We start from the raw sequence: 26,800 nt of genomic DNA on the forward strand, positions 1-26,800 counted from the left end.
TGGCGTCCCTCAGCCCTTGTCGAACATCTGGCCGATACGGATCCGGTTGCCGAAGGGGTCCCGGATACCGAAGTCGATGCCGTACGGCCGTTCCATCGGCTCGTCGGTGATGTCGACGCCCTTGGCGACCAGTTCCTCGTACGTCTTCTGGGCATTGTCGGTGGTCATGAAGAGGAAGCCGCCAGCGGCACCCTTGGTGAGCAGTTCCCGGACCTGCTCGGCGGTGGCCGGGTCGAGGTTCGGCGGGCCGGGCTTCTCCAGCAGGATCTCCCGCTGCCGGTCGCCGGGGATGTTCACCGTGAGCCAGCGCATGAAGCCGAGATCCTGATCGGTGTTCAGCTCCAGACCGAGCTTGCCGATGTAGAAGTCAAGTGCCTCGTCCTGGTCGAGGACGTAGATCTGGGAGCGGCTGATCGCGTTCATCGTCATGCCCGAAACGCTAGTGCAACGCCCTGACCTGCTGCTTATCCAAAACTGCTCGGTCTGGTCCACGCCTTCGTGAAGCAACTCGGCACCGGCGCGGCGGGCGCCGTCCGCCGCTTGCGGTAGTCGGTGGGTGACTCCCCGACGATTTGTCGGAAGGTACGACTGAACGTCCCGAGGCTGCCGAAACCGACAGCCGTGCAGACCTCCGTCACGTCCTGACCGGTGTGCAGCAGCAGGTACATGGCCCGCTCCACCCGACGCCGTTGCAGGTACCGGTGCGGCGTCTCACCGAAGGTGGCCCGGAAGGTGCGGATGAAATGCGCCTCGGAGACATGTGCGATCTTCGCCAGCGTCGGGATGTCGAGCGGTCGCGCGTACGCGCGGTCCATGGCGTCCCGAGCGCGCAGCATCGCCCGGTTCGTCTCCTCGACCGCCCTGCTCACCGGCCACCTCCCCGGGATACGGTGCCACGCGCGGGTACGGAGTGGCCACCCGGCTTGACGGCGAGCCGGAGCACACCAAGGTACGCGGGACTACGCCCGGCGCATCTACCGGATCGACCAGCCCGACATGACCGACGACGACCGCTAACGACAACTGGCCAAAGATGACGCTGTCGCAACGCCCGCGCGCTGCGTGTCGGCCGGCGGTGGCCGTGCGTCAGCCGCCGCCCGGCGGGTCGAGTCGCTGGCCGGTGACGGCCTCGACCTCCCGCAGACAGATGTCAAGTAGCGGCATGTCGTCGTAATTGCTGAGGACGACACCTACCCATCCGGTGTCCGGGTAGCTGGTCCAGTTCGCACCGCCGCCGCCGGTCCCGCCGCCGCGCCCGATCACCCACTGGCCGCCGATGATCGAGATCGGCATGGTGTACGCCTCGAACGACGTAGGTTCGGGGCCGGGGAGCTTGGCCCCGGCGAACAAATCGGCGTAGGGCCGGTCGAGCAGGGTGCCGTCGCGCAGCGCGTGCACGAACCGGACCAGGTCGGGTGCGGTGGCGAAGCCGTCGCCCGAGGCGTAACCGATGAAGCTGCGGCCCGGATTCCGGCCCCGGATGGGCGGGCTCACGCTGCCCTTCTCCAGGTTGCGGACGGCGTCCACCCGGCTGCCGTCGGCCTGACGCATGTACGGGTGCGCGATGCGCTCGTCGGTGAGCCACTGCTCCCTGGTGTAGAACGCCGAGCCGGTCATGCCGGCGCGTCCGAAGACGTGCTGGTGCACGTAGTCCCAGAACGTCATGCCGGACACGGCCTCCACGATCTGCGCGGCCATGGCCAGGCCCACGCCGCTGCCGGGAAGGTGACCATTGGATCTCGAGCCGGGGACCCCCACCAGCGTCGCTTGCCGGGCCCACTGTTCGCCGGACTCGTGCACCTCGTCCCGGCTGTGGTAGACGCGTTGCCAGTCCGGCATTGGGGCGTCCATTCCAGAGGTGCCGGTGAGCAGATGATGGATGGTGACCTGCTCGGCGATGTCGGTGGCCAAGCCCTCCAGGTGGGTGCCGACGGTGTCCGACAGCGACACCTCGCCCTGCTGGACCAACTGCAAGATCGCAATCGACAGGAACGGCTGGCTCGCCGAGGAGAGGTTGAACGCGACGCCCTCGTGGTTGCGGATGCCCCTCTCCTTGTCGGCCATGCCGTAGCTGCGTGACAGCACCGTCCGGCCCCGGTAGGACAGCAGCACCACGCCGGAGAACTTGTCCTGTGCCGCCAGCTCCGCCACGTACCGGTCGTAGGCCCCGCCGGGCCGGGTCTCCGGCGGGATCCGGCCGTGCCCCGACATCCCGGACGCGGCAAGTGCGTCGGTGTCGGTTGAGGCCGGGGCGGCGGGGGCGACCTCGGCACCCATCAGCGGCGCACCGGCCGCCACGCCGGCGGCCGCCACGCCGCCCCAGCCGAGCAGCCGCCGTCGGTCGACACCACGTACGGAGTCCGAGCGCATGATCACGGTCCTTTCCTGATCGACGAACCGCCGCCGCAGGGGTGTGCAGGCGACCGAAACCACTTGTGTGGTTCGTCCCTCCACTCAAGGCGGCAGAGTGTTGCGGCGGCGTACGCGTTTTTCGATACGCCGACGACATGAGCCGGTTCGTAGCATCGAGGGCGTGCGGGTGTTGATCGTCGAGGACGAGCCCTTCCTGGCAGACGCGATCCGCGACGGTCTACGCCTGGAGGCGATCGCCGCCGACATCGCCGGTGACGGCGACACCGCTCTGGAACTACTGAGCATGAACGCCTACGACATCGCCGTCCTCGACCGCGACATTCCCGGCCCTTCCGGCGACAAGATCGCCGAAAGTATTGTCGCGTCCGGCAGCGGTATGCCAATTCTCATGCTCACCGCCGCCAGCCGGCTCGATGACAAGGCCTCCGGGTTCGGCCTCGGTGCCGACGACTACCTCACCAAGCCGTTCGAACTCCGAGAACTCGCGCTCAGACTTCGAGCGCTCGACCGCAGGCGCGCTCACCGCAGACCACCCGTGCGAGAGATCGCCGGCCTGCGACTGGATCCTTTCCGCCGGGAGGTCTACCGCGACGGTCGCTACGTCGCGCTGACCCGCAAGCAGTTCGCCGTGCTGGAGGTTCTCGTCGCTGCCGAAGGCGGTGTGGTCAGCGCCGAAGAACTGCTGGAACGGGCGTGGGATGAGAACGCGGACCCGTTCACCAATGCCGTACGCATCACGGTCTCGGCATTACGCAAAAGGCTCGGCGAACCCTGGATCATCTCCACAGTGGTCGGCGTCGACTACCGCATCGACATCGCACCCGGGACCGGATGTGAGGGAGCGGACCGTAGATAGGCGACCTGGTGTGAGCGTACGCCTCAGACTCACCCTGAGCTATGCGGGATTCCTCGTGCTCGCCGCGACCCTGCTGCTCGCGGTCGTGTGGGTGTTCCTTCTCCGTTATGTGCCCGACGCTGTGCTCAGCACGCCGGAGCCCGGATCCCCCCTCCGTCTTTTCATTCCCAACCGGTCCGACCTCCTCCGCGCTTTCGTTCCGAAGGCGGCCGCGGCGTGGGCCTTCCTGCTGGTGTTCGGTCTGCTGGGAGGGTGGATTCTGGCCGGACGGATGCTCGCTCCCCTGACTCGCATCACCGACGCCACGCGCCTGGTCACGGACGGCTCGCTCTCCCACCGGATCCGGCTACCCGGCCGCCGGGACGAGTTCCGCGAACTCGCTGACGCCTTCGACGCCATGCTCGAACGGCTCGAAGCACACGTCGCCGAACACCAGAGATTCGCAGCCAACGCCTCCCACGAACTGCGCACCCCACTGTCGATCACGCAGGCACTTCTCGACGTGGCCCGCAACGATCACAATCTCGACACCGGCGAACTCGTGGACCGCCTCCGCACCGTCAACGCCCGAGCGATAAACCTCACCGAAGCGTTGCTCCTGCTCAGTCGCGCCGGCCAGAGGTCCTTCACCCGCGAACACCTCGACCTGTCCCTGATCGCGGAGGAAGCCACAGAAGCGCTCCTCCCCCTCGCGGAGAAACGTGGCCTCACCATCGAGACTTCCGGCGACGTCACCCCCACCGTCGGCTCACACACGCTCCTGCTGCAGCTGACCACCAACCTTGTGCACAACGCGATCATCCACAACCGACCCGGGCGGGGCACGGTGTGGGTCACGACCAGCGTCCATCCCGGGACCGTGGTGCTCGCCGTTGAGAACACCGGCGAAGAGCTCACCCCACGCCTGGTTTCCACGCTTGCCGAGCCGTTCCGGCGCGGCACCGAACGCGTACGCACCGACCACGCAGGTGTTGGCCTAGGTCTGGCAATCGTCAAGAGCATCACTGACGCGCACGACGGCACCCTCACCCTCATCCCCCGGCCCGCTGGCGGGCTCCGCGTCAAGGTGCGGCTGCCTGCCGCGCCAGCGAGATCCCGCCGCTGAGGACGAGCAAAACCCGGAACTCCGATCGCTCCCCGCAGAGCAGCCCGCTTCCTCCAGTTGACGCTTGATAAAGTAGATGCTTGAGTAATGGCCATGGGGACCACCACCGAGGATCAGCGGCTTGACGCGGTGTTCACCGCCCTCAGCGACCGCACCAGGCGGGACATCGTCGCCCGGCTCAGCGCGGGCGAGGCGACGGTCAAGGAGTTGGCGGAGCGGTACGAGATGAGCATGCAGGCCGTGTCACAGCACATCGGGGTCCTTGAGCGGTCCGGTCTGGTCAGCCGGGGCCGACACCGGCAGACCCGGCCGTGCCGGCTCGAACCGGCCGCTTTGGCGGTCGCCGTCTCGTGGATCGAGCAGAGCCGACGCACCTGGGCGGCGCGAATGGACCGGCTGGAAACCCGCCTCGCCGATCTGCAACAGGGTGAGGGCCGGTGAACGACGAGTTCGTCTACCGGCGGGTGCTGCGGGCACCACGCGAGCTGGTATGGCGCTGCCTCACCGAGCCCGCCGAACTCGCGCGGTTCTGGGGCCCGCACGGGATGGACACCCCAATCGACGGCATCATCGTCGAGCTCCGGCCGGGGGGCCGCTTCGAGACCCTGATGGTGGGGACGAACGGCAGCCACCGGATGGTCGCCACGTTCACCGAGGTGGTACCGCCCGAACGGCTGGCCTGGATCGAGCCGGCCAGCGGGATGCACACCACAAGCACGCTCGACGACCTCGGCGACGGCACCACCTCGGTCGTCATCCATCAGCGGCACGTACCCGAGGGCATGCGTCGGCCCGAGGCGCAGGCCGGCTTCCTCACCTCCCTCGACAAGCTCGAGAAACACCTCGCTCACCTCATGCAGGGAGACCGACAGTGACCGATCCGCAGTCCTGGGTGGCATCGACCTACGAGCGGCTCGCCGATCTCCTCGCCGCCGCGACCGTCGCGACGTGGGACGCACCCTCGCTGTGCGAGAAGTGGCTCGTACGCCAGGTCATCGCGCACGTGACGATGCCGGTGCGGCTGACCCACGAGCAGTTCGGTGCCGAACTGGCGACGGCCGGCGGTGACTTCACAGTGCTCTCCGACACCGTGGCGGCGCGGGACGCCGCGCTGCCACTCGTCGTCCTTCTCGGTCAACTTCGGTCGCCGGAGCTGCACGCGTGGCAGCCGCCGGGCGGCGGCGCGGCAGGTGCCCTGAGCCACGCCGTCATCCACTCGCTGGATGTGACGATCGCGCTCGGCCGACCCGCGGTCGCACCACGGGAGGCGTTGACCACCGTGCTCGACCACCTCGCCGCCACCAACGGCGCCCTGTTCGGGGTGGACGTGACAGCGGTCCGGCTGGAGGCGTCCGACATCGCCTGGAGCGCGGGACAGGGCGAGCTTGTCCGCGCCGACGGCGGCTCACTCGTGGCGCTGCTGAGCGGTCGTACGCTGCCCGACGGGCGCACCCTCCCCCGCAGCTGACACCGAGGCCAGCGGGAACTGTTCAGCCCGGCAGGAGCGAGAGGCGGTGCTGGAGGTGCTCCCGCTCGGCGGGATCGTGGGTGAGGTCGATCGCGCTGGCGTAGGCGACGGCCGCCTCCCCGTTGCAGCCGAGCCGTTCGAGCAGGTGGGCACGGGCGGCCCTGGCCGGTTGGAACCGTCGGGCCCGGTCGCCCGCGACGGTAAGCAGCTCGTCGAGCCGGGCCAGCCCGGCCGCTGGTCCGTCGACTTCGGCGGTGGCGATCGCACAGGCGACCGCACCGCCGAGCGACGGCGCGACCACGTGCAGCGCGCGGTGCAGGTCCAGCAGCACCGGCCAGTCGGTGGTGCCGGTCTCGCGCCGGGCACAGTGCACGGCCTGGATGGCGGCCTCAAGCTGGAAGCGGCCGACCTGCCCGCGCCCGTGCGCGGCGCGCAGGTGCTCGTGTGCCCGGTGGATCAGGCGGTCATCCCAGCGCGACGGGTCCTGCTCGGCCAGCGGCACGAACCGCCCGTGGCCGTCGAGGCGGGCGGGCCGGCGCGCGGACGAGAGCTGCACGAGGGCGGCGAGGCCGTGCGCCTCCGGGTCGTCGGGCATCAGCGTCGTCAGCACCTCGACCAGGTGCAGGGCCTCGGTGGGTACCTGCCGGGCCTCCGGTCCGGTCGTCGTCCAGTCGATGACGTACGCCCCGTACACCGCCTCCAGCACCGCTGCCATCCGCCCCGGCAGGTCGCCGCGGTCCGGGATCCGGAACGGGATTCGCGCGGCCTTGACGCGCCGCTTTGCGCGTACCAGGCGGGTCGCCATCGTCGACGTCGGCACCGAGAAGACCCGGCCGACCTGGTCGGCGGTGAAGCCGAGCACCGTGTTGAGCATGAGCGGGGTGTGCACGGCGCGCTCGATCGCCGGGTGCGCGCACACGAGCATCAGTTCCAGCCGGCGGTCCGGGATAGCGTCCAGGTCGAGATCGTCGAGGTGTACGGGGGCGTCCCGCTGGACGTCGAGCGGCCCGGTGCGCTGCCAGTGCGCAGACTTCCACAGGTCCCGTAGCCGGTTACGCGCGACGGTCAGCAACCATCCGTCCGGAGACGCCGGCACGCCCTGGTCGGGCCAGGTGCGCAGGGCCCGCTCGAAGGCGTCGGCCAGGGCGTCCTCGGCGGCGGCGAGGTCGCCTGTCGACGCGGACAGCAGGGCGAGCAGCCGTCCATAGCTGTCGCGGGCCGCGACGGCCGCGGCTGCCCACCCTCCGTCACCGACGGTCAGCTCGTCCATACCCCGTCGACGATCGCCGTCGCGCTCGGACGTACCTCCACCACGCCCCACTGCGCGGCCGGGCACTTCTCCGCCCAACCGATCGCGGCGTCGAGGTCCGGCACATCGAGGAGGAACACCCCGGCCAGCGCCTCCTTCGTCTCGGCGAACGGGCCGTCCTGCACCCGCAGGTCACCGTCCCTACGGGTGACTGTCGTCGTCGCCGCGGTCGGCTGCAACACGTCGGCCGCCAGCAGGACCCCGGCTGACACAAGCGCCCGACCGTACGCGTCGAAGGCCGCCCGCGCCTCGGCGACGACCTCGTCGGACAGCTCGCCCTGGTCCGGCTCGCGGTAGTGGATCAGCAGCGCGTAACGCATGGTCATCTCCTTCGCTCCCAGTGGGCCATGGGGCCCGCACCAAGATGACGAACGACGGAAGCCCGAATCGCCACCCGCCGCCGAGGGAGAGCGTTGGACTGAACTCAGCGCAGTGTGGCAATCGCGGCCCTGAGGTCGGACTGGGTGATCGGATCCACCGACACGCCGCCGACCGCCTCCCGCATCGCCTTGGCGAACTGGACCCGGCGCAGCAGTTCGCGGATGTCGGCACCGGTGAAACCGGCGCTGAGCGCGGCTAGCTCCTGGACGTCGATGTCGTCCGCGACCAGTCGGAAGCCGGGACGCTCGTGCCGGGCGACCAGGTTCCGCAGCATCTTGACGAAGATGTCGGCGCGGCCGGTCTCATCGGGTGCCGCAATGGCCAGCTTGACGTCGAACCGCCCGGAACGGACAAGTGAGGCGTCCACCCGGTGCGGGAAGTTGGTGGTGGCCACGACGATGACGTTCGGGTTCTCCTCGACCAGGGTGTTCATCTCCTGCTTGAAGATCCCGGCCACCGCGTTGACCGCCTGGCTGGCGGCGTCGCCACCAGCCCCGGCGTAGCTGATGATGCTGTCGAACTCGTCGAAGAGCAGCACGGTGGGCTCCCGCCAGCGCCGGGCTTCCCGGAAGATCTGCTTGATGTTGCGCTCCGACCCACCGAGCCACTTGTCGAGGATCTCCGGGGTACGGATCTCTCTGAACTCTGCCCCGATCTCGTTGGCCAGGGCCCGAGCCAGCATGGTCTTGCCGGTTCCCGCCGGACCGTACAACAGAATCCCCTGTGGTCGGCGGGCGCCCCAGCGGGCCAGCACCTCCGGATGACGGAACGACACGGCGATCTCGCGGAATCGGGTGACCACCTCGTCGAGACCACCGACCTGATCGAGGGTCGCCGCGTTGGAATCGGGAAGGTCCAGCGGCCGGGTCACCTCCGGCGGCCGGCCCAGCACGTACCGGTGCCCGCGCAGCAGCCGGGGATCCGGGCCGTCCCCGACGATTTCCCGCACCGCCTGGAGCACCACACCGAAAGCCGCGTTCACGCTCGCCGGCGTGACGGCATCGCCGGGCATCGTCACCCGCATGGTGATGCGCTGTTCGCCGCGACCGCCCGTCGCGGGCCACTGAAGATCGGTACGCAGACCCAGCTCCGCCGCCTCGCCGAGGGTCGCGATGCCGGCCGGATCGGTGGCTCGCATGCCGTCGGGAAGCGGGGCGGGGGCGGAAATCCCCAGGCGGTGGGACGCCGCGACCGCGGCCCTACCCACCCCGGCCAGCGCTTTCTCGGCACCGGGTCGGGTGCGAGCCAGCCTGCGGGCCAACAGCAGCCCCGCCGGGCCGACGAGCACACCGAGCAGTGAGTTGGCCGTGACGACCGCCAGCGGATGCGCGGGGCCGGTGCGGATCTCGGCTTCGAACCGGTACCCGGGCCGACCACCGTCGTGCGGCGCACGGAGCGTGCAGCGCACCTGGCGTACCGGCGTGGGGAAGGCGGTGCTGTCCAGCAGCGGCACGGCACCGGTACGGGCCGCGCTCAGGGTGCCGGCCAGGTCGACGACGCTGATCTGCGCGCCGAACCGCTCGAAGTGGTCGGCGTGCGGTCGGAGCTGGTACCGCTCTTCGTCCACCTGGACCACGTCCCTCACCCGGGGATATCGACCAGGAGAAGTCTGCCAGGGCGAAGGGGCACCTGCCACCGCGGAAGGCGGTGGGCCGGCTACAGGGCGGGTCGGATCAGGAAGGTGGCCGTCGAGGACGCTGCCCCGTCACCGATCTGGGAGATCCGCATCTGCGCGTGGGGGTGGTGGCTCAGGTACCGGTCCGGGAAGTTGTGCGAGCGCAGTGACGTGTGCCGGCCGCCGATGCCGGTGACCGGGCAGAACGTGGCGTCGGCGCGGAACAGGGCGCTGCCGTCGGCACGGTGCAGGAACACGCGGAATTCGGAGTGTCGAAGGTAGTGGCCGGGGAAGTTGACCGACTCGAAAGAGACGCAGTCACCGCTGGCGAGACCGGAACGGACGATGAACGCCGCATCGGCTTTCGTGCCGGCGCTGCTTCTGGCATTCACCGGTTCGACTCGAGCCTGGAAGTTGGCGTGTCGGACCCGGTGTCCGGACTGGCTGGTGGCTTCCAGACCGATACGGGCACCGGGAACCAGCTTCGGACCAGCCGGGCGGGCGGGTGCGGCGGAGGGTGGTGGTGGTGCGGGGGCACTCGGGGCGGGTGGTGGGACGTTTGTGGCCGGGTTCGCCGGTGTGCTGCCGGGGGCGGTCGAGCCGGCGTCGGCGCGCGGGGTGAGGCCGGGCCGGACGACAGGGTCGGCGGTCAGGCCCGGCGTCGCGGTTTCGTCGTTTCCGGTGTCGTCGATGCCGGGCGGCCAGCCGTTGGCAGGGTCGTCCACGGCGCCGTCGGGAAGGGGCATCCCGGCGACGAACTCGCCGCGGATCGGCTCCTGGGGAGCCCCGTCGCGCAGCGCTATCACCCCGACGAGCGCGGTGACGACGACGAGGGCGAACCCGCCGAGCAGGTGCGCGCGTCGTCGGGTGGCCCGGCCGATGATCTGACCCCGGCTGCCGGTGGCAGCATGTGGCGCTTCGTCGCGGGAACGGTACTCGGGGACTGTTACCGGGTGAGGGTCGATGGCACCACCCGCGTCGGCGGACGGCGCGACGACCGGCCGTGGCGTGTTCCGTCGTAGGGACCTGGCGGCCCGATGCTGCTTCGTAACGGCTTCCGATTGATGAGGTGTTGGCTGGGTGGTACCCGACTCGGGCCCGCCTGCCCCGGAAAGCCAGCCGCCTATCCGCAGATGTGACCGACCGTTGCCACTCTGGGACATGATGCTCTCCTGCTGGCTCAGCGGCACACGCCTGCCCGGACATGATCAAAGGGCCGCAGCGGACACACTCTCACCTTCGCCGGATCGGCGCCAGTACCGAGCCTCCCTCGAGCTTCCGGTCACCGGCGGGGGCCAGGGCGAGAGTCCGGGCGTACGCGATGGCGGCCGGGGTGTCGGGGAAGACCAGTCCGTCGTGCCGTAGCTGGTCGGCCACGCCGAGGGCGTCGAGCACCTGGTCGTGGCCGGGCACGATGCCGGAGAGCAGCACGGTGATGCCGCGACCCTGGAGCCGCCGGATGGCGTCGCCGAGGACGTGGGCGCCGGTGGCGTCGATGGTGGAGACCCGGGACATCCGCAGGATGACCACCCGTACGTCGGCGACGTCGGAGAGCCGGAGCAGGAAACTGTGCGCGGCGGCGAAGAAGAGCGGCCCGTCGAGCCGGTAGGCGACGATGTGCTCGGCGAGCAGGGCCTGCTCCTCGGCCGTGTGCTCGCCGGGGTCGAGCGGCACCTGTTCGAGTTTCGCGCTGCGGGCGATGGCGCGCAGCGCCACCACGACGGCCACGCCGACGCCGACGGCCACGGCGGTCACCAGGTCCCAGATGACGGTGACGGCGAAGGTCAGCCCCAGCACGAGCGCGTCGCCCCGGGTGGCTCGGGCCAGTGCCCGCAGCGACGCCGCCTCGACCATCCGTACGGTGGTGGCCAGCAGGACGCCGGCCAGGGCGGCGAGCGGGATGCGGCCGACAAGCGGCGCGGCGGCCAGCACGATGCCGGCCAGCGCCACCGCGTGGGTGAGCGCGGCCAGTTTCGAGGCCGCCCCGGCCCGCACGTTGACCGCGGTACGGGCGATGGCCGCGGTGGCCGGGATGCCACCGAACAGCGGCGAGGCCAGGTTGGCCAGGCCCTGCCCGAAGAGTTCCCGGTCGGGGTCGTGCCGCTGGCCGACGGTCATCCCGTCGGCGACGGTGGCCGAGAGCAGACTCTCCAACGCGGCAAGCGCCGCCACCGCGAGCGCGGCGGGCAGCAGCACGCCCACCGCCCCGAGGTCGAGGAAGTCCAGCGACGGCGTGGGCAACGTCTGCGGCAACGCGCCGATCCGGACCAGGTCGACCGGCACGAACTCCGCGAACAGCGTGGCGGCGGCCACCGTCAGCAACGAGAAGGGCAGCGTCGGACGCCACCGGGCACCGAGCAGCATCACCGCCGCGACACCGAGGGCCACCGCGACGGCGACCGGCCGGGGGTGTACGACGAAACGGGTGACCGCGTCGGCCGCCACCGCCCACACCCGGTCGCCCTGCGCGTCGGTGACGCCGAGCGCGGCTGGCACCTGTTGCAGGGCGATGACCACGGCGATGCCGGCGGTGAAACCCTCGATCACCGGCACCGGCAGGTAGCGGACGTAGCGGCCGAGGCGGGCGAGGCGGGCGAGGGCGATCAGGATCAGCCCGGCCAGCGCGCCGACCATCAGCACCCCGGTCGCCCCGAACTGCGCCACGACCGGCACCAGCACCACCGTCATCGCGCCGGTCGGGCCGGAGACCTGGAGGTTCGAGCCGCCGAATACCGCAGCCACCGCACCGGCGACCACGGCGGTGATCAGGCCAGCCTCCGCACCCAGCCCGGAGGTGACCCCGAAGGCGAGCGCCAGCGGCAGCGCGACCACGGCGACGGTGAGCCCGGCCACCAGGTCGCGGCGGGGTGAGCGGCGCACTGCCTGCCAGTCGGCGCGGCCCGGTAGCAGGTCGCGGACCCGACGCCAGGCGGCGGACAGGGTCGGCCCGGCCGGGTCGACCGGCCTGGTGTCGGTGGACGTCACAGTTCCGGTCCGCCGGCGCGCAGTTCGTCGAGCAGGGCGTCCCGGTCGGTGAGCACCGCGCCGAGGATCCGCCGTCCCGCAGCCAGCAGGTCGGCGACGTCGGGCGTGCTGAGCGCGTACATCACCAGGGAGCCGTCCCGGTGCGAGGTGACCATGCCGGCCCGACGCAGCACGGCGAGCTGCTGGGAGAGGTTCGACGCCTCCACGTCGATGGCGGCCAGCAGGTCGCGCACCGGTCTGGGGCCATCCTGGAGCAGTTCCAGCACCCGGATCCGGACCGGATGCCCGAGGGTGCGGAACAGCTCCGCCTTCGCCTGGTACAGCGGCACCGACACGCCACGCTCCTCCCTCGGTGTGTCGCCACTCCCCGGCAACACCCTGACGACTTTAGCACTTGCGAAATTCTTCAATTCAACGGCCAGGGATCGCCCGGGAGTGCGGCGGCTCCTGGTCCGGACGACCGGACCTCCCTCACCTAATCCGGGTCGCTGATCGGCTCTTGCGCCGGCCCCCGCCACGCCGATACCGCGATGCCCGAGATCCACACTGCCAGGAATCCTCCGAGCGCCAGCAGGACGAGGACGACCACCACTCCCCACATACCGACGGCGTCGTCAAGAAAATCGGGGCCCTCAGCCCGATCTGTGAAAAGCCTCATGGCCAGCACGAACAACCACGAGAGCAGGTAGGCGATCGTCACGACCAGAGCGATCAGCGCGACGATCGCCCCCGCGAGGATCGGCAGCACGGCCGGAGGGACGGCCAGCCAGGCGAGATGACGGTCCCGCCCGGCGCTGGCCAGCACGTAGGCGGCCACCAGCAGAAGAACGCAGGTCATCGTGTACGAGCCGGTGAAGCGGTCCCAGCGCAGGGGGTCAGCCACGTCGGCTGCGCCCACGGCCGCCGATACGGCACACACGAACGCGAAGGTGGCGAGCACCCAGAGCGCCTGAAGGGTCAGACCGACAAGGGTTGTCACGAAGGCCGCCACGATCCGGTGTCGAGGATGCCGGCTCAGGTGATGGAGGCTGATCCGGACCGCAGCCCGGATCGTCTCGCCCGCCTGCCGGGCACCGCGGTAGATGTCGAGCCCGAACCTCAGCCAGAGCCCGACGAGAATCAACAGACCGACGAACCAGGCGATCACACTGCCCGGGCCGAAGACCGCGTCAACCACCGCCTGGAGCAGATCCGACGGGGCCGGCGGCTCGGCCGATGCAAGCTCCGGGATGGCTGTCAGAACGGTGCTCAACGCGTCACCCAAGGCCATCACCGCTCCTCCTGTCGTTTCGCCGTGGACGTCGCTCTCGGCACCGCGACCTGGGCGACAACCGGCGTGAGCCGGGCGCGCGGGCTCAGGGGATCGGTCGCACCTGGGTGGCGCCCCGCCAGCAGCCGGTCCGGGCCAGGGGCGAGGCCCAGCCCTGGCCGGAAAGCTGCACCTGGGCCCAGACACAGGTCCGGGTGCTGGTCAGCAGGTTGCCGAAAGTGGAGATGCCGCCGTAGTCCATGGCGAAGTCCGCCACCCGGGTCGACTGGTCACCGTCGATCACGGTGAGCTGAATGCTGGCTGGCCGGGGAATCGCATCGGCACCGCCGGGCACCGGCATGAACCGGGGCCAGCTCGCTCCGCAGGCGGGCGAGTAGCGCAACTCCACCGTGCCGACCACCCGTTCGTCGAGCAGCACGGCGGCACTGTCCAGGGTGGCCACCTCGGCATCGACGGCGCACCCGGCGTCCTTCGGGTCGGCACCGTCGCGGACGCCCACCGCCGGGGTCGTCGGTGCGACCGCAGGTGAGGAGGTAGGTCCCGCCTCCGGCCTGCCGAACCCTCCAGCGAGCCAGGGCACCGCGACGAGCCCGGTCAGCACCAGCGCCCCGGCGACCACCGCCGGGGTGGTGCGGCGAGCCGGGCGGAGGAGCGGGCGTGGCGGAGTGGCATCACCTGCCGGGGTGGACGGATCGGCTGGTTCCTGGCCGTCCCGCCCCGCAGCAGCAGATCCCGCAGCGGCAGGCGGTGCGGTGACCGGCCCCGCAGCGGCGGGCGGTGCCTCGCTCCCACCGTCGCGGTCACCGGTCGAGGCGACGGGTACCTGTTCCGCCGTGACCTGGCCGGCGACCGCACGCCACCGCTCGGTCCACTCCGCCTCGTCGCCGCCGAGCGCCCGCACGTACGCCAGCGTCGTGTCCAGCGTCGGGAGTCTCCGCCCGCCGGCCGCCTCGGACAGCGAACTCGCGGACCGGTGGGCCCGCCGGGCGAGGGCCTGGTAGGTGGGACGGCCTGCCTGGTCGCGCAGCGTCCGCAGGTCGGCGGCGAACGCTTGAAGCGGGTCGGCGGTGGGGTCCAGGGGGCGTTCCGCCCGGGCCATGGGCCGCTCCTCGAATTGATTGACCACAACCGGGATTCATTGTCCGACGCGACACAGCGTAGAGATCAGTGTCGACGGACGGTAGAGATGAGAAGCCGAATCCCGGGGCTGACACAGCCATCAGAGGTCAGGAGAGACAATGATCCGGAACGCCCGACGGTTGGCCGCCGCTGCCGCAGGCGCCCTCATCGCCGCCAGCCTCCTGGTCGCGACCCCCGCCAGCGCCGCCCCCTGTAGTGGACACGGCTGCGACGGCACCGACCCGATCGACACGGGTTGCTCCACGAACGCCCGCAACGCCACGACCTACCCGGCGTACATCATGCAGGGTTCGACCACCCTCGCCGTGGTGGAGCTGCGCTGGAGCGAGACCTGCAAGACCAACTGGGGCCGGATCTCCAACCGGGTCAGCCCGCACAACACCGTCCGGGTGCGGGTGACCCGGGCCAACCCGAGCGGCACCACCGACTGGTACGGCGGCACGGGCAACCAGTACTACGGCGACCAGCTCTACGGGCAGAACATGACTGTCTGTGCGGTGGGCGAGGTCGTGACGGCGTCCGGCACGAGGTACACGAGCGACCCGCTCTGCGCCTGACACCTGCCGCTGTCGGCCCTGCGGTGCGAGCAGGACCGGCAGGTACGGCTACCGGGCCGGCGCGTCGTGGGACCACGCGCCGGCCCGGTACCCCCGCAGGGGCTGCCTACTCGGCGCGCAGGTGGTCCAGGTCGTGCACGCCGGGGCTGACCCAGATCAGGATGCCGCGGACGTCGGCCAGGGCCGAGGCGTCACAGGACATCTGGGTCAGCAGATCGATCTCCACGGTGGTGGTCGTGCCCTCCCCGACCCAGCCGAACGCCGACTGGCACCAGGCCCAGCCGGCACCGGTCTGCACAGCGATCGAGGTGGAGGTGCCCGCCGAGGCCGAGGTGCGCAGGTCGTAGCGGAGCACAGCCTTCGCCGACAGGTCCACCGGTTCGGGCAGGGCCACCCCGAACCAACCGCCGCCGGTCGCGGTGACCTGCAGGCCGTACGCGCCGGCCGTGGCGAAGGTGTCGGTAGGCGCCAGGGTGCCGGCGTCGGGCTGCCAGTCGCCGGGTGCCCAGCCCTCCAGCCCGGTCTCCCAGGAGGCCAGCACGATCGGGTCGCCCGGTGCGGGCTTGACGGTGATTGTCACCTCGGCGACGTTTGACCGCCGGCCGGCGGTGTCCTGGACCGTGTACGAGGCGGCGGCCCGACCCTGGAACCCGTCGGCCGGCGTGAACTCGACCGACCCGTCGGTGGCCAGCGCGAAACGGCCACCGGTGCCGGAGACCGCGCGCTGCTGTCCGCGTACGCCCGGATCGAGGTCGAGTGTGGACGGCCGCAGGGTGGCCGCGTACGCGATGTCGTTGCTTGTCGGGGTGAGGGTGACAGGCGTGCCGGCCTCGGTGACGGCGGTGTCGTGGTCGGCGACCGGTGGGCGCGGGCGGAAGCCCCGCCGGATGGTCTCGCCCGCGTTGCTCAACGTGGTGCAGACCGGGCTCGGGCAGTAGACGGTGTAGCCGTCGTAGTCCGGGTAGAGGGTGCCGTCGTCCTGGCTGCCGGAGAGGATCCAGTGCATCAGGCCGGTGCCGCCGGTGCGGATGAACGTGTCGGTCCAGCGCTGGTAGACCGGGTTGCGGGTGGCCTTGTCGTGCCAGCCGAACTCGCCGAGCACGGCCGGCTTGCCGATCCGCTTCGCCTCCCGGTTGTGTCGCTCGATCCAGCGCACACTCCAGTCGGCGTCGGTGCCCCAGTGGTCCGGGTACAGGTGGTAGCCGAGCACGTCGACGGCGGGCAGCCGGCTCAGCGCGATCGAGTCGACACCCTCACCGCAGTTGACCGTCCAGTGCCCGGCGTCGGGGCCGTCGCAGAAGAAGCCCTCGTCGCCGACGCCGACCAGGTGTCGACGGTCGACCGACTTGATGTGCCGGCTCATCTCGTCGGCCCAGGTGGTGATGGTGTCGGTGGAGCACTCCGGCGACGCGGGGTAGACCCCGGAGCCCTTGCAGCGCGGCTCGTTCGCCAACTCCCAGGCCATGATTGTCGGATCGTCCTTGTACGCCGTCCCGGTCAGCGGGTTGACCCGGTTGAGCAGGTGCGACACCCAGTCGCGGTACCAGCCCCGGATCACCGGATCGGTGTAGAAGTCATCGTGGTGTTCGGCGCCGCGCCAGCGCACGTACTGGTCCATGCCGCCGAAGTCGCGCCAGTTGTTGGTCAGCGGGATGACCACCCGGATGCCGGCCTGGCGGGCCGCGTACAGCACGTAGTCGAGGCGCTGGAGGCCGTCCGGGCCGTCGTTGACGGCGGGCTTCTCGCCGTCCCAGTACTGGAACCAGACGCCGTCGGCGGGTCCGTGCACCGAGTCGGTGCCGCCCGGGGTGCCGATGTCGAGGAACCCCCAGTGCCGCAGCACGGTGAACCCGGCGGCCTTCGCGTCGGCGAAGACGTCGTCGACCATCGTCCGGGACTTGTACATCAGGTAGTAGTTGTTCGTCCCGGCGAACCGGAACGGCTTGCCGTCGACGAACAGCCGGTCGCCCTTGCGGACCACGAACCCCTGGGCCCGGCCGCCCGCCGCCCCGGCACCCGGCACCGCCCCGGGCGCGGCACCGGCCGGGGACGCGGCCACCGCCGGGGCCCTCGGGGGTACGCCATCCGCCGGGGCCCGTGGAGGTCCGGCCACCGCCGGCCCGGCACCCATGGTGGCCAGCAGGCCGGCCACGGCCAGCAGTACGCCGACCAGTCTTCTTCTCATCGGCTTTCCTTTCGGTGGTGGTGTCACAGGTCGTTGACGCAGCGCAGCACCGGCCGGGTGGTGAGGGCGGTGGGATCGAGGGGCGTGGCCGACCGCACGGTGAAGGTCGCCGACTCGCCGGGGAGCAGGGTGACAAGCGCCGCGTCGACCTCGGCGGACGGGTCGAGGCGGTCCGGGTACAGCGTCACGTCGCGCAGGATGGTGCGGGCGGTGACGCGTACCCGTTGACCGTCGTCGGTCGGTTCCACTGTCGCGTCGAAGGCCGCCGTCGGCCAGCGCAGGTCGCGGTCCTCGGCAAAGAACCACCAGGCCCGTTCGGTCGGGTCGCCGGTGTCGGCGACAAGCAGTTCGTCGGCGGCGTCATCGGGCCGCGCCAGCTCGTCCGGCAGCGCCACGGTCACCGCCGAGTACGCGGGCACGTCCAGTTCCAACGTGGTCTTCGCCCTCGGCTCACCGGTCAGGGTGAGTCGGACGGCGGTGGCCGACGCCCGCCACGGCTGTCCGCCGTCGTTGACCGCGACCAGGGCCAGCCCACTGTCGCGGGGCTGCACGGTGAGCAGCCGGTCGGCGTAGGCGTGGCGCAGCGCGTACCAGAGGGGTTTGCGGCGGCCGTCGCCGTCGATCGCGGCCCAGGAGGTGACCGGCCAGCAGTCGTTGAGCTGCCAGAGGATGGTGCCCATGCACCGGCCCCGGTGGGAGCGGAAGTGTTCCACCCCGAGGGCGATGGCCCGGGCCTGGTTGAGCTGGGTCAGCCAGTGCCAGTCGTCGAAGTCGCGTGGCTCGGGCAGGTGCGCGTCAAGTCCCCGGCGCAGTTTCCGGTCGCCGTCGGCGGCCTTCTGGTGGTGCGCCATGCCGGGTGAGTCATGGGCGAGCGGGTCGTCGGAGAGCGCCCGGCGCAGCGTCGCGTACGCGGGTGGTCCCTGATAGCCGAACTCGGCGACGAACCGGGGCAGGTACTCCCGGTACCTGACGTAGTCGTCGGTGTTCCACACGTCCCAGATGTGCGTGGTGCCGTACGCCGGGTGGTTGGGGTGGACCTCCTCGCTGCCCGACCAGGGGCTGCCCGGCCAGTACGGGCGGGTCGGGTCCAGCGCGGCGAGGATGCCGGGCAGCAGGTCCAGGTAGTAGCCCCGCCCCCAGCTACGCCCGGCCAGGGGTGCCTGCCAGTCCCAGTCGTGCCAGCCCCAGATGTTCTCGTTGTTGCCGGTCCACAGCACCAGCGAGGGGTGCGGCGCGAGGCGGATCACCTGTTCGGCGGCCTCGGCGGCCACCTCGGTGGCGAACGGCTCCTCCTCCGGGTACGCGGCGCAGGCGAAGAGGAAGTCCTGCTGCACCAGCAGACCACGTTCGTCGGCCAGGTCGTAGAAGTCCTCCGACTCGTACCGGCCGCCGCCCCAGACACGCAGCAGGTTGACGTTTGCGGCCTCGGCCTGGTCGAAGCGGTGAGCCAGCCGCTGGCGGGTGACCCGGGTGGGAAAGACGTCGTCGGGGATCCAGTTGACGCCCCGGACGAAGACCGGCACCTCGTTGACGTACAGCGCGAACGGGGCGCCGTGCTCGTCGGGGGTGGTGTCCAGGCGTACCGACCGGAAGCCGATCCGGCGGTGCCGCTCGTCGAGCGGGTCGCCGCCGGCATCGTGCAGGGTGACCGTCAGCTCGTGGCGGTGCGGTGCGCCGTGGCCCCGGGGCCACCAGAGTTCCGGTCGGTGGACGGTGAGCGCCAGCACCGTGGCGCGTTGCCCCGGCGGGACCGTCGCCTCGGCGCGCTGGCCCGCCACCTGTGCCCGTACGGTGAGCGGCCGGTCGACGGCCCGTTCGACCTCGACGTGCACCTCCACCCGGCCGGTGTCGCCGTCCACTGTGACAAGTGGGCGTACCACCGCCAGTCGGGCGATCGACCAGCCGTGCAGGGCGATCTCCTGCCAGATGCCGGCGGTGACGAGCGTCGGTCCCCAGTCCCAACCGAAGTTGCAGGCCATCTTGCGGATGAACTGGAACGGCTCCGGGTACGCGTTGGGCCGGTCACCGAGCCGGTCCCGCTGCGCCTCGGCGTACCGGTAGGCGGAGTCGAAGCGTACGGACAGGTTGTTGTCCTCGGCGCGGAGCAGCGAGCCGACGTCGAAGCGGTGACCCCGGTGCATGTTCTCGGTGCGGCCGACCTCGACGCCGTTGAGCGTGATCGTGGCGACCGTGTCCAGGCCGGCGCAGACCAGGTCGAGGCGGGAGTGGTCGCCGGGCGGCCGGTCGAAGGTGGTCTCGTACGCCCAGTCGGTGCGCCCGATCCAGGCCAGCGCGGTCTCGTTGTCGTCGAGGTACGGGTCGGGGATCAGCCCGGCCGCCAGCAGGTCGGTGTGCACACAGCCCGGCAGGGTGGCCGGCACCGTCGCCCCGTCGACCTCGGGTGGCACCTGCTGGCCGGGCACCGCCCGCATGGTCCACCCGTCGTGCAGCGCCAGCCGGATCGGACCGGTCCCCCGCGCGTCGCTCAAGATTTCACCGCGCCTTCCATGATTCCCCGGACGATCTGCCGACCGCCGATGACAAGCATGATCAACAGTGGGATGGTGGCCACGAACGCACCGGCGAGCACCCGCCGGTAGATGACGTAGTTGCCGCTGGCCAGGTCGGAGATGGCCACCATCGAGGTGGGATAGTCGGTGCCGTTCAGGGTGATCAGGGGCCACTGGAAGTCGTTCCAGGTGGCCACGAAGGTCAGCAGGCCGAGCACCGCAAGCGCCGGCCGCACCGCCGGCAACACGATGTTCCAGTAGACCCGCATGGTGGTGGCCCCGTCCACCCTGGCCGACTCGACGAGTTCGTCAGGCACCGTGTTGACGATGAACTGCCGCATGTAGAACACCCCGAAGGCGGTGACCAGACCGGGCACGATCACGGCCAGCAGGGTGCCGTTCCAGCCCAGCCTGCCCATCACGATGTAGAGCGCGACCACGCCGAGCTGGTTGGGCACGGTCAGGGTGAGGATCACGAAGAGCATCAGCGCTCTGCTGCCCCGGAACCGCAGCTTGGCGAAGGCGAAGCCGGCCAACGAGCAGAAGAACAGCACCGACGCGGTGACCGCCGTCGACACGATCACGCTGTTCACCAGGGAGGCCGCGAAGTAGACGTCCTGGAGTGAGAACACCTCGTCCAGGTTGACCAGGAACTGGTCACCCGGGAGCACCACCGGTGGCAGTTGGGAGGTCGCCTCGTCGGTGCTCGTGGAGATGACGAACATCCAGTACAGCGGGAACGCCGCGAACAGCGTGCTCAGTGCCAGGAACAGGTAGGTCCAGAGGCCGGCCGGGGTGTCCTGCGGCGCCCGGCCCAGCAGCACCGCCCGCCCGCGTCCGCCCCGAGGTGCCGGCGGCGCCTGCCGAGGTCGTTCGCTCATTTGCGTCCCCCCGAGATGCGGTTGGTCAACAGCGTGTTCAGGGCCGCGACCACGAGGATGATGAGGAACAGCGCCCAGGACATCGCGGCGGCGTAGCCGAGGTTGAGGTCCTTCCAGCCGACCTTGTAGATCAGCTGTGCGACGGTCTGCCACTCGCCGCCGGAACCGCCGGTGGCGGCCTGTGCGTTGAGGTCGAACAGCATCGGTTCGGTGAACAGTTGCAGCCCGCCGATCGTGGACAGCACCACTGTGAAGATGACCACCGGCCGGATCATCGGCACGGTGATCCGCCAGAGCTGACGCCACGGGCCGGCGCCGTCGAGCGCCGACGCCTCGTACACGTCACGCGGGATGGACTGCATCGCGGCCAGGTAGAGCAGGGCGTTGTAGCCGATCCACTTCCAGTTGACCATGGTTGCGATGGCGATCCAGGAGTGCAGTTTGTCCGCCCGCCAGTCGATCGGGTTCTCGGTGCCGATGCCGATCAGGCCCAGTGCCCAGTTCGCCATGCCGAGGTCACGGGAGAAGAAGACGTTGAAGACAAGCGTGGATGCGGTGATCGGGGTGATGTAGGGCAGCAGGGCGCTGACCCGCCACCAGGTCTGGGCCCGTAGCCGACGGTTGAGCATCGACGCGATGACCAGCGCGAGCAGCAGCTGCGGGACGGTGGAGAGCAGGAAGATGCCGAAGGTGTTGTAGAGGGCGTTGCCGAAGTCGCCGTCGGTGAACAGTCGGCTGAAGTTGTCGAAGCCCGCCCAGCCGGTCAGTTCCGGGTCGTCAAGGCGCCAGTGGCGTAGCGCCACCACGCCGTTGAAGACCATCGGGAACAGCCCGAAGACGAAGAAGAGCAGGAAGAACGGCGCGATCATCAGGTACGGCACGTACCGGACGTCGAAGCGGTGCAGCCGATCGCGCCAGGTCGTCGACCGGCCGGGGGTGGGCCGGGGGCGGCGGATGGCCGGTTCGGGGGCCGCGCGCGTGGTGGGCATGGGCACTCCAGTGCGGGGGCGACGGGACTTCAGGCCGGAGCCGGGGCGGCGCGGGCATCCAGGCACCCGCGCCACCCGCGATGGCGTTATTTGCTGGCCTTCTCGGCTTCCTTGATCGCCTCGGCCCAGGCGGCGTCCGAGGAGAGCGTGCCGTTCTGCACCCTGTTGATCACGTTCTCCACGGCGACCCGGGTGGGGCCGTTCTTCTTGCCCAGGTACTGCGGCGTCAGGCCCTCCGCCATCCGGGGGAAGATCTGGCCGACCGGCGCGGAGTTGAAGAACTCGTTCTTGAAGTCGGCGATCGCGGGGTCGGCGTAGAGCGCCGGCTGCGACGGCAGGTTGCCCACCGTCTTGAAGACCTCGATCTGCTGCTCCGGCTGGATCAGCCACTCCACGAACCTGTACGCCTCGTCGACGTTCCTGCCCTGCTTGGGGATGGTGAGGAAGGAGCCACCCCAGTTGCCGCCGCCACCGGGCACCGCCGCGATGTCCCACTTGCCCTTGGTGCCGGGGGCGGTGTTCTGGATGTGCCCGAGCATCCACGCCGGACAGGCCAGCACAGCGAAGGAGCCGCTGGTGAAGCCCTTGTCCCAGTCGGCCTGGAAGCTTGTCAGGTTTGCCGACAGGCCGGCGTCGGCGGCCCGGACCGCGTAGTCGAAGGCGACCTTCGGGCCGCCCTCCATCCGCAGTTGCTCATTCTCGTCGTAGAAGCCGACAGGCTGCTGACCGAGAATCGGGTTGAACAGGTTCGTCGCGTTGTCGACGAACTTCTTGTTGGTCTTGGCGGTGTACTGCTGGCCGACCTCCAGGAACCTGTCCCAGGTGGGCCAGAGCGCGGAGACCTGGTCCCGCTCGGTGGGCAGGCCGGCGGCCTCGAACAAATCGGTGCGGTAGCACATGGCCAGACCACCGACGTCGGTGCCGAGGCCGATCTGGGTGGCACCGTCGGCCGACAGGGACTGCTTCCACTTCCACGGCAGGTAGTTCGTCTCGTATTTGCCGGCGCCGGAGTCGAGCAGGTTGACGAACCTGTCGGCCTGGCTGCGGAACTGGACCATGAAGCCTTCGTCGATGGCCGCGATGTCGGGCGCGCCCGAGCCGGCGATCAGCTTCTTCTGCAGGTCCTCGTGCTGGGCGTTGTACTCGCCGGAGTTGAGGGCGATCTTGACGTTCTGGTTCTCCGCCTCGTACTTCGCCTTCAGGTCGGTGAGGCCGAAGTCGCCCCAGAAATTGATCGTCAGCGTCACCGTGCCACCGCTGTCGCCGCCGCCCTGGGTGCTGCGCCCGCTGCACGCGACGACCAGGGAACCGACCGTCAGACCTACGGCTGCGACCCGCAGCCAACGAGGCGTAGACCGTCTCATGACCCATCCTCCGAGACCATTGGAAACGCTCCAGAGATCGAGGAACGTTGACTGAACCGGATAAGTGAGGCCACCGTACGGGCGGGCTCCCACCGTGTCAACGACGGGTCAAGGCCGAGCCAGTTCCGTAACCTCAGCTCTACGGGAGGACGTGAAATGGCCTGCCACCGCGCGGTTTCGCGCAACCGATCCGCACATCCGATCGCGACCAGGGAAGATCCGGACGACCCGCTCCCGTAGACTGAACCGAGCAAGCTCAGCCACCAGGCAGGTGGCGAGCATCCCCGTACCGCCGCACCGGCGGGCGGACGGGTAGCGTGTCCAACGCCGCCCGCGCCACCGACGCGGCCGGCAGGACGAACTGGTTCAGGAGGACGTACGCCGGTGAAGCGGCCCACGATCGCGGACGTCGCCCGGCGGGCGGGGGTCTCCAAGGGCGCGGTCTCCTACGCGCTGAACGGTCAGCCGGGCGTCTCCGAGGCGACCCGGCAGCGCATCCTCGCCATCGCCGCCGAGATCGGGTTCAGCCCGAGCAGCGCCGCCCGCGCCCTGTCCGGCGCGACCGCCCGCGCGATCGGCCTGATCCTCGCCCGACCGGCCCGCACCCTCGGCATCGAGCCCTTCTTCATGGAGCTGATCAGCGGCGTCGAGGCGGAGCTGTCCGCCCGGTCGTACGCGCTGACCCTCCAGGTGGTCGCCGATCAGAACGCCGAGATCGCGGTCTACCGGCGCTGGTGGGGCGAACGGCGGGTCGACGGCGTGCTCGTCTGCGACCTGCGAACCGACGACGGTCGGGTGCCGGTGCTTGAGGAACTGGGCCTGCCGGCCGTGGTGATCGGCGGTCCGACAGGTACCGGCGGGTTGCCAAGTGTCTGGTCCAACGACGCGGCGGCACTCGTGGAGACCGTGGAGTACCTCTACGCCCTGGGTCACCGGCGCATCGCCCGGGTCGGCGGCCTGCCCGAGTTGCAGCACACCGCGATCCGCACCCAGGCGTTCACCGAGGTGTGCGGGCGTCTCGGTCTGACCGATGCGGTCACCGCCTCCTCCGACTACACGGGCGAAGAGGGCGCGCGGGCCACCCGGCGGCTGCTCAGCTCCCGGATCCGCCCCACCGCGATGATCTACGACAACGACGTGATGGCGATCGCCGGGCTGTCGGTGGCGCAGGAGATGGGGCTTGCGGTCCCCGCCGACCTGTCCATCGTGGCCTGGGACGATTCACCGCTGTGCCGGCTGGTGCACCCGCCGCTCACCGCGCTGGGTCGGGACATTCCCGCCTACGGGGGGCATGCGGCGCGCCAGTTGCTCCAGCTGATCGAGGGGGCACCGACGGTCGGGCTGGAGGACGAGACGCCCCACCTGACCCCACGCGGCAGCACCGGCCCGCCGCCACCACAAGCAGGTGAAACGGTTAAGCAGCCACGCTGCTCAGCGTGACGTCGACGGAAACTCCTCGAAGTACGCCTCGACCCGCTCGGCGGTCGCCGGCCGGGCCAGCTCGAAACCCTGCCCGTACCGGCAACCGGCCCGCTGCGCCCCGTCGACCTGGTGCGCCGACTCCAGTTCCTCGGCCACCACCTCCAGGCCCAGCCGCTCGGCCACCGTGACCACCACGTCCAGCAGGGGACGGTGCGGGTCACCGCTCGCCGTGGCCACCTCCGGCCCGACCTTGAGCAGGTCGATAGGTAGCCGCCGGAGCTGGGCCAAAGAGGCGTGCTCGGCCCGGAAGTCGTCAAGCGCGGTGCGAATGCCCATCGAGCGCAGGCCGGCCAGTCGGGCCACCACGGTCGGCAGCTCGGCGGCCACCTTCGGCTCGGCGACCTCGATCACCAACTGGTCCGGCCCCACCCCGTACGCCTCAAGCACCGCCGCCGTCCGGGGCACGAAATCCGGTGAGGTGAGTTCGCGGGTGGTCACGTTCACCGCCATCCAGAGCCGTCGGCCACCCACCGTCCAGTCGGCCAACTGTCGGCAGGCACGGTCCAGTACCCAGACCCCCAGCTCGCTCATGATGTCGAGATCCTCGGCCACCGGGAGCAACTCCGCCGGAAACACGGTGCCGAGTACCGGGTTGCGCCACCGCAGCAGCGCCTCCGTACCGACCGGAGCCCGATCGGCCAGGCCGAGCACCGGCTGGTAGACCAGATCCAACTCGCCCCGGGCGACCGCGCCGGGCAGTTCCCGCTCCAGGTCCAGCCGGCGGACCAACTGCTCCTCCAGGTAGGCGTCGTACCACTCGACCCGGTCCCGACCGAGCTGGGCCGCGCGCCGACGGGCCAGGTCCGCCTGACGGAGCAGGTCCTCCGGCCGGCCCCGCCCCAGCTCCGCCAGCCCGACACTGGGGCGCGACCGCAGCACCGCCCCCGAGACCTCGTACGGTCGACTCAGCGCGGTGAGCAGCCGGGCACCCAACGCGTACGCCAGCACCGGCCCGGACCCGCTGACCACCGCGAGTCCGCTACCGGCCAGGTCGAACACCTCGTCCTCGTCCGCTGCCACGGCTCGGGCTCGGCGGACCGCCTCGGCGGCCACGTCGTCGCGTACCAGCCGGCCGGGCAGCTCGGTGAGGTGCAGGTCGACCACGAGCAGGGCGCCCCGGACCGGTTCGGGACGGGCCGCCAACGCCCGCAGCAGGGCGACGCGACCGGCCGGGCCAACCGCGTCGGTGGCTGTCGGTGCCGCCGGGGGCCGCAGCGTCGGGTCGGTGGCTGCCGGCGCGTCCGGCCCCGTCGAGGCGGTGCCGAACAGCTCGCGCATCACCAGCGGTGGGACCACGGCGAGCGCGAGCAGCACCGCCGTACGGTCGGGTAGCAGGCCGGCCTGCAACTGGTGGACGACGGCGAACACCACCGCGACCGGTGGAAGCACCGCCCTCGGCCAGCGCAAAGAGTTATGCCGAGTGGGCGCGACCTGGGCACCCTGCCGGACTCCGGTGGCGACCAGCAGCACGCCGACCACGAGTGGCGGTACGGCCAGCAGCGCCGCACGCCCGGCGGCCGGGCCGGCCGGCAGCGCGGCCAGCAGCACCAGGGCGAACAGGGTCAGGGCGGCTCCACCGCGACAGCGGGCGGTACCGCCGTCGCGGTCCGCCCCGGTCAGCGCGGCCAGGGCGGCGACGGCGAGCAGGCCCAGGACCACCGCCACCGCCAGCCGCACCGGAGCCGTCACCCCGGCGTACGGCAGTAGCAGCCAGGCGGTGAGCACCAGGCAGGCGGCCGGCGCGGCCTGGTCGATCACGCGGTGCAGCCGGGCCCGGACCGACGCGCGGGACCGGTGCGGGAGGCTGACCAGACCGCCACCGAGCAGCGCCGTGGCGCCGACCAGCCCGGCCACGACGGCTGCCGGTCGGTATCCGGTGGAGGCCAGCGGAAGCACTGCCGCGGTCAGGCCGGCGGTCACCACCGCGGCGTGCAGCAGAGCGGCAGCCCGACGCGGACGCGCCGCCCGACGGCGGGCCAGTCGTCCGGCGGGTGGGCCGTCTTGTGGCGAGTCGGGGCCGAGGGTCAGCCGGGACAGCCGTACCCCGGCCAGTGTGGAGGCGGCCGCACCGGCGAGCGCCACCACCGCGAGAGCGGGCACCGGACCGGCCGCGCCGAGGGCGACAAGCAGGGCGGCGACCGCGAGTACGCAGATCTCCGGCAGGATCGGACGGTGGGCGGTGGCCCGGAACGGGGCGGCACGGAACACAGACGCGACGGGCACGACGTTCGCCTTCGTGAGGGGGCACGGGGGCGGTACGCGGGCGATGGGACATGGTCCACCGCCCACCATCGATGAACGAGTCGCCGGGCGGGAAGTGACGGCCAGTC

Annotated in this window: 24 protein-coding genes; 7 read left to right on the forward strand and 17 right to left on the reverse strand. The window is 70.7% G+C overall.

Annotation, left to right across the window (positions count from 1 at the left end; genetic code table 11):
• Positions 1-9: 9 nt before the first annotated feature.
• The 3 genes from CLT74_RS15785 to CLT74_RS15795 all read right to left on the reverse strand — a co-directional run bounded on the left by CLT74_RS15785 (position 10) and on the right by CLT74_RS15795 (position 2,370).
• On the reverse strand, positions 10-429 hold the full coding sequence (locus tag CLT74_RS15785; RefSeq protein WP_099847224.1) for a VOC family protein: 420 nt from the start codon (positions 427-429) through the stop codon (positions 10-12).
• A 35-nt stretch (positions 430-464) separates the two neighbouring features.
• A complete protein-coding gene (locus CLT74_RS15790; protein ID WP_099847225.1) occupies positions 465-869 on the reverse strand; it encodes a helix-turn-helix domain-containing protein in 405 nt (134 codons plus the stop codon).
• 217 nt (positions 870-1,086) lie between these two features.
• A complete protein-coding gene (locus CLT74_RS15795) occupies positions 1,087-2,370 on the reverse strand; it encodes a serine hydrolase domain-containing protein (RefSeq protein ID WP_099852089.1) in 1,284 nt (427 codons plus the stop codon).
• A 163-nt stretch (positions 2,371-2,533) separates the two neighbouring features.
• Here CLT74_RS15795 and CLT74_RS15800 point away from each other — a divergent pair, with 163 nt between their 5' ends.
• The 5 genes from CLT74_RS15800 (at position 2,534) to CLT74_RS15820 (ending at position 5,802) form a co-directional block, all read left to right on the forward strand.
• Entirely contained in the window at positions 2,534-3,229 is a 696-nt protein-coding gene (locus CLT74_RS15800; RefSeq protein ID WP_099847226.1) for a response regulator transcription factor, read from the forward strand.
• Positions 3,230-3,284: 55 nt separating this feature from the next.
• Positions 3,285-4,334, forward strand: a complete 1,050-nt coding sequence (locus CLT74_RS15805; RefSeq protein WP_199172448.1) for a sensor histidine kinase — start codon at positions 3,285-3,287, stop codon at positions 4,332-4,334.
• Between the two features lie 93 nt (positions 4,335-4,427).
• The gene (locus CLT74_RS15810) at positions 4,428-4,775 is read left to right on the forward strand and encodes a metalloregulator ArsR/SmtB family transcription factor (protein ID WP_099852091.1); all 348 of its coding nucleotides are present in this window, start codon (positions 4,428-4,430) and stop codon (positions 4,773-4,775) included.
• Positions 4,772-5,209, forward strand: coding sequence for an SRPBCC family protein (locus CLT74_RS15815; RefSeq protein WP_099847228.1), 438 nt, complete (start codon positions 4,772-4,774; stop codon positions 5,207-5,209). The genes CLT74_RS15810 and CLT74_RS15815 overlap by 4 nt, the downstream gene beginning before the upstream one ends.
• Positions 5,206-5,802, forward strand: a complete 597-nt coding sequence (locus tag CLT74_RS15820; RefSeq protein WP_099847229.1) for a maleylpyruvate isomerase family mycothiol-dependent enzyme — start codon at positions 5,206-5,208, stop codon at positions 5,800-5,802. Before CLT74_RS15815 ends, CLT74_RS15820 begins: the two co-directional genes overlap by 4 nt.
• Before the next feature lie 22 nt (positions 5,803-5,824).
• Here CLT74_RS15820 and CLT74_RS15825 read toward each other — a convergent pair whose 3' ends face one another.
• From CLT74_RS15825 to CLT74_RS15860, 8 genes are all read right to left on the reverse strand, one after another.
• Entirely contained in the window at positions 5,825-7,072 is a 1,248-nt protein-coding gene (locus CLT74_RS15825; protein WP_099847230.1) for a DUF6596 domain-containing protein, read from the reverse strand.
• Positions 7,060-7,431: a YciI family protein gene (locus CLT74_RS15830; protein WP_099852093.1), complete on the reverse strand. Its 372-nt coding sequence runs from the start codon at positions 7,429-7,431 to the stop codon at positions 7,060-7,062. Before CLT74_RS15830 ends, CLT74_RS15825 begins: the two co-directional genes overlap by 13 nt.
• A gap of 104 nt (positions 7,432-7,535) precedes the next feature.
• Positions 7,536-9,059, reverse strand: a complete 1,524-nt coding sequence (locus tag CLT74_RS15835) for an ATP-binding protein (protein ID WP_099852095.1) — start codon at positions 9,057-9,059, stop codon at positions 7,536-7,538.
• Positions 9,060-9,148: 89 nt separating this feature from the next.
• The gene (locus CLT74_RS15840; protein ID WP_143697168.1) at positions 9,149-9,913 is read right to left on the reverse strand and encodes an AbfB domain-containing protein; all 765 of its coding nucleotides are present in this window, start codon (positions 9,911-9,913) and stop codon (positions 9,149-9,151) included.
• A 427-nt stretch (positions 9,914-10,340) separates the two neighbouring features.
• The gene (locus tag CLT74_RS15845; RefSeq protein WP_099852097.1) at positions 10,341-12,047 is read right to left on the reverse strand and encodes a SulP family inorganic anion transporter; all 1,707 of its coding nucleotides are present in this window, start codon (positions 12,045-12,047) and stop codon (positions 10,341-10,343) included.
• Positions 12,048-12,088: 41 nt separating this feature from the next.
• On the reverse strand, positions 12,089-12,427 hold the full coding sequence (locus CLT74_RS15850; protein ID WP_099847232.1) for a metalloregulator ArsR/SmtB family transcription factor: 339 nt from the start codon (positions 12,425-12,427) through the stop codon (positions 12,089-12,091).
• A gap of 140 nt (positions 12,428-12,567) precedes the next feature.
• Positions 12,568-13,362 (reverse strand): hypothetical protein, encoded by a 795-nt coding sequence (locus CLT74_RS15855; protein WP_099847233.1) that lies wholly within the window; start codon positions 13,360-13,362, stop codon positions 12,568-12,570.
• An 85-nt stretch (positions 13,363-13,447) separates the two neighbouring features.
• The gene (locus CLT74_RS15860; RefSeq protein WP_143697169.1) at positions 13,448-14,461 is read right to left on the reverse strand and encodes a helix-turn-helix domain-containing protein; all 1,014 of its coding nucleotides are present in this window, start codon (positions 14,459-14,461) and stop codon (positions 13,448-13,450) included.
• Positions 14,462-14,600: 139 nt separating this feature from the next.
• On the opposite strand from CLT74_RS15860, the gene CLT74_RS15865 reads away from it, so the two are divergent.
• Positions 14,601-15,059 (forward strand): DUF2690 domain-containing protein, encoded by a 459-nt coding sequence (locus CLT74_RS15865; protein ID WP_099847235.1) that lies wholly within the window; start codon positions 14,601-14,603, stop codon positions 15,057-15,059.
• A gap of 106 nt (positions 15,060-15,165) precedes the next feature.
• On the opposite strand, the gene CLT74_RS15870 is transcribed toward CLT74_RS15865, so the two are convergent.
• The 5 genes from CLT74_RS15870 to CLT74_RS15895 all read right to left on the reverse strand — a co-directional run bounded on the left by CLT74_RS15870 (position 15,166) and on the right by CLT74_RS15895 (position 22,988).
• A complete protein-coding gene (locus tag CLT74_RS15870; RefSeq protein ID WP_143697170.1) occupies positions 15,166-17,244 on the reverse strand; it encodes a cellulase family glycosylhydrolase in 2,079 nt (692 codons plus the stop codon).
• Positions 17,245-17,267: 23 nt separating this feature from the next.
• Complete coding sequence (locus tag CLT74_RS15880; protein ID WP_099852099.1) at positions 17,268-19,676, reverse strand: glycosyl hydrolase 2 galactose-binding domain-containing protein; 2,409 nt, start codon at positions 19,674-19,676, stop codon at positions 17,268-17,270.
• Between the two features lie 53 nt (positions 19,677-19,729).
• Positions 19,730-20,635 carry a carbohydrate ABC transporter permease gene (locus CLT74_RS15885; RefSeq protein WP_099847237.1) on the reverse strand — a complete coding sequence of 302 codons (906 nt, stop codon included), beginning with the start codon at positions 20,633-20,635 and terminating at the stop codon, positions 19,730-19,732.
• Positions 20,632-21,624, reverse strand: a complete 993-nt coding sequence (locus tag CLT74_RS15890; RefSeq protein ID WP_099847238.1) for a carbohydrate ABC transporter permease — start codon at positions 21,622-21,624, stop codon at positions 20,632-20,634. The genes CLT74_RS15885 and CLT74_RS15890 overlap by 4 nt, the downstream gene beginning before the upstream one ends.
• Positions 21,625-21,710: 86 nt before the next feature.
• Positions 21,711-22,988, reverse strand: coding sequence for an ABC transporter substrate-binding protein (locus CLT74_RS15895; RefSeq protein WP_099847239.1), 1,278 nt, complete (start codon positions 22,986-22,988; stop codon positions 21,711-21,713).
• A 384-nt stretch (positions 22,989-23,372) separates the two neighbouring features.
• Here CLT74_RS15895 and CLT74_RS15900 point away from each other — a divergent pair, with 384 nt between their 5' ends.
• A complete protein-coding gene (locus CLT74_RS15900; RefSeq protein WP_099847240.1) occupies positions 23,373-24,428 on the forward strand; it encodes a LacI family DNA-binding transcriptional regulator in 1,056 nt (351 codons plus the stop codon).
• On the opposite strand, the gene CLT74_RS15905 is transcribed toward CLT74_RS15900, so the two are convergent.
• The gene (locus tag CLT74_RS15905) at positions 24,420-26,693 is read right to left on the reverse strand and encodes a bifunctional diguanylate cyclase/phosphodiesterase (RefSeq protein ID WP_099847241.1); all 2,274 of its coding nucleotides are present in this window, start codon (positions 26,691-26,693) and stop codon (positions 24,420-24,422) included. The genes CLT74_RS15900 and CLT74_RS15905 overlap by 9 nt on opposite strands.
• Positions 26,694-26,800: the final 107 nt, after the last annotated feature.

This window comes from Verrucosispora sp. CNZ293, assembly GCF_002754655.1.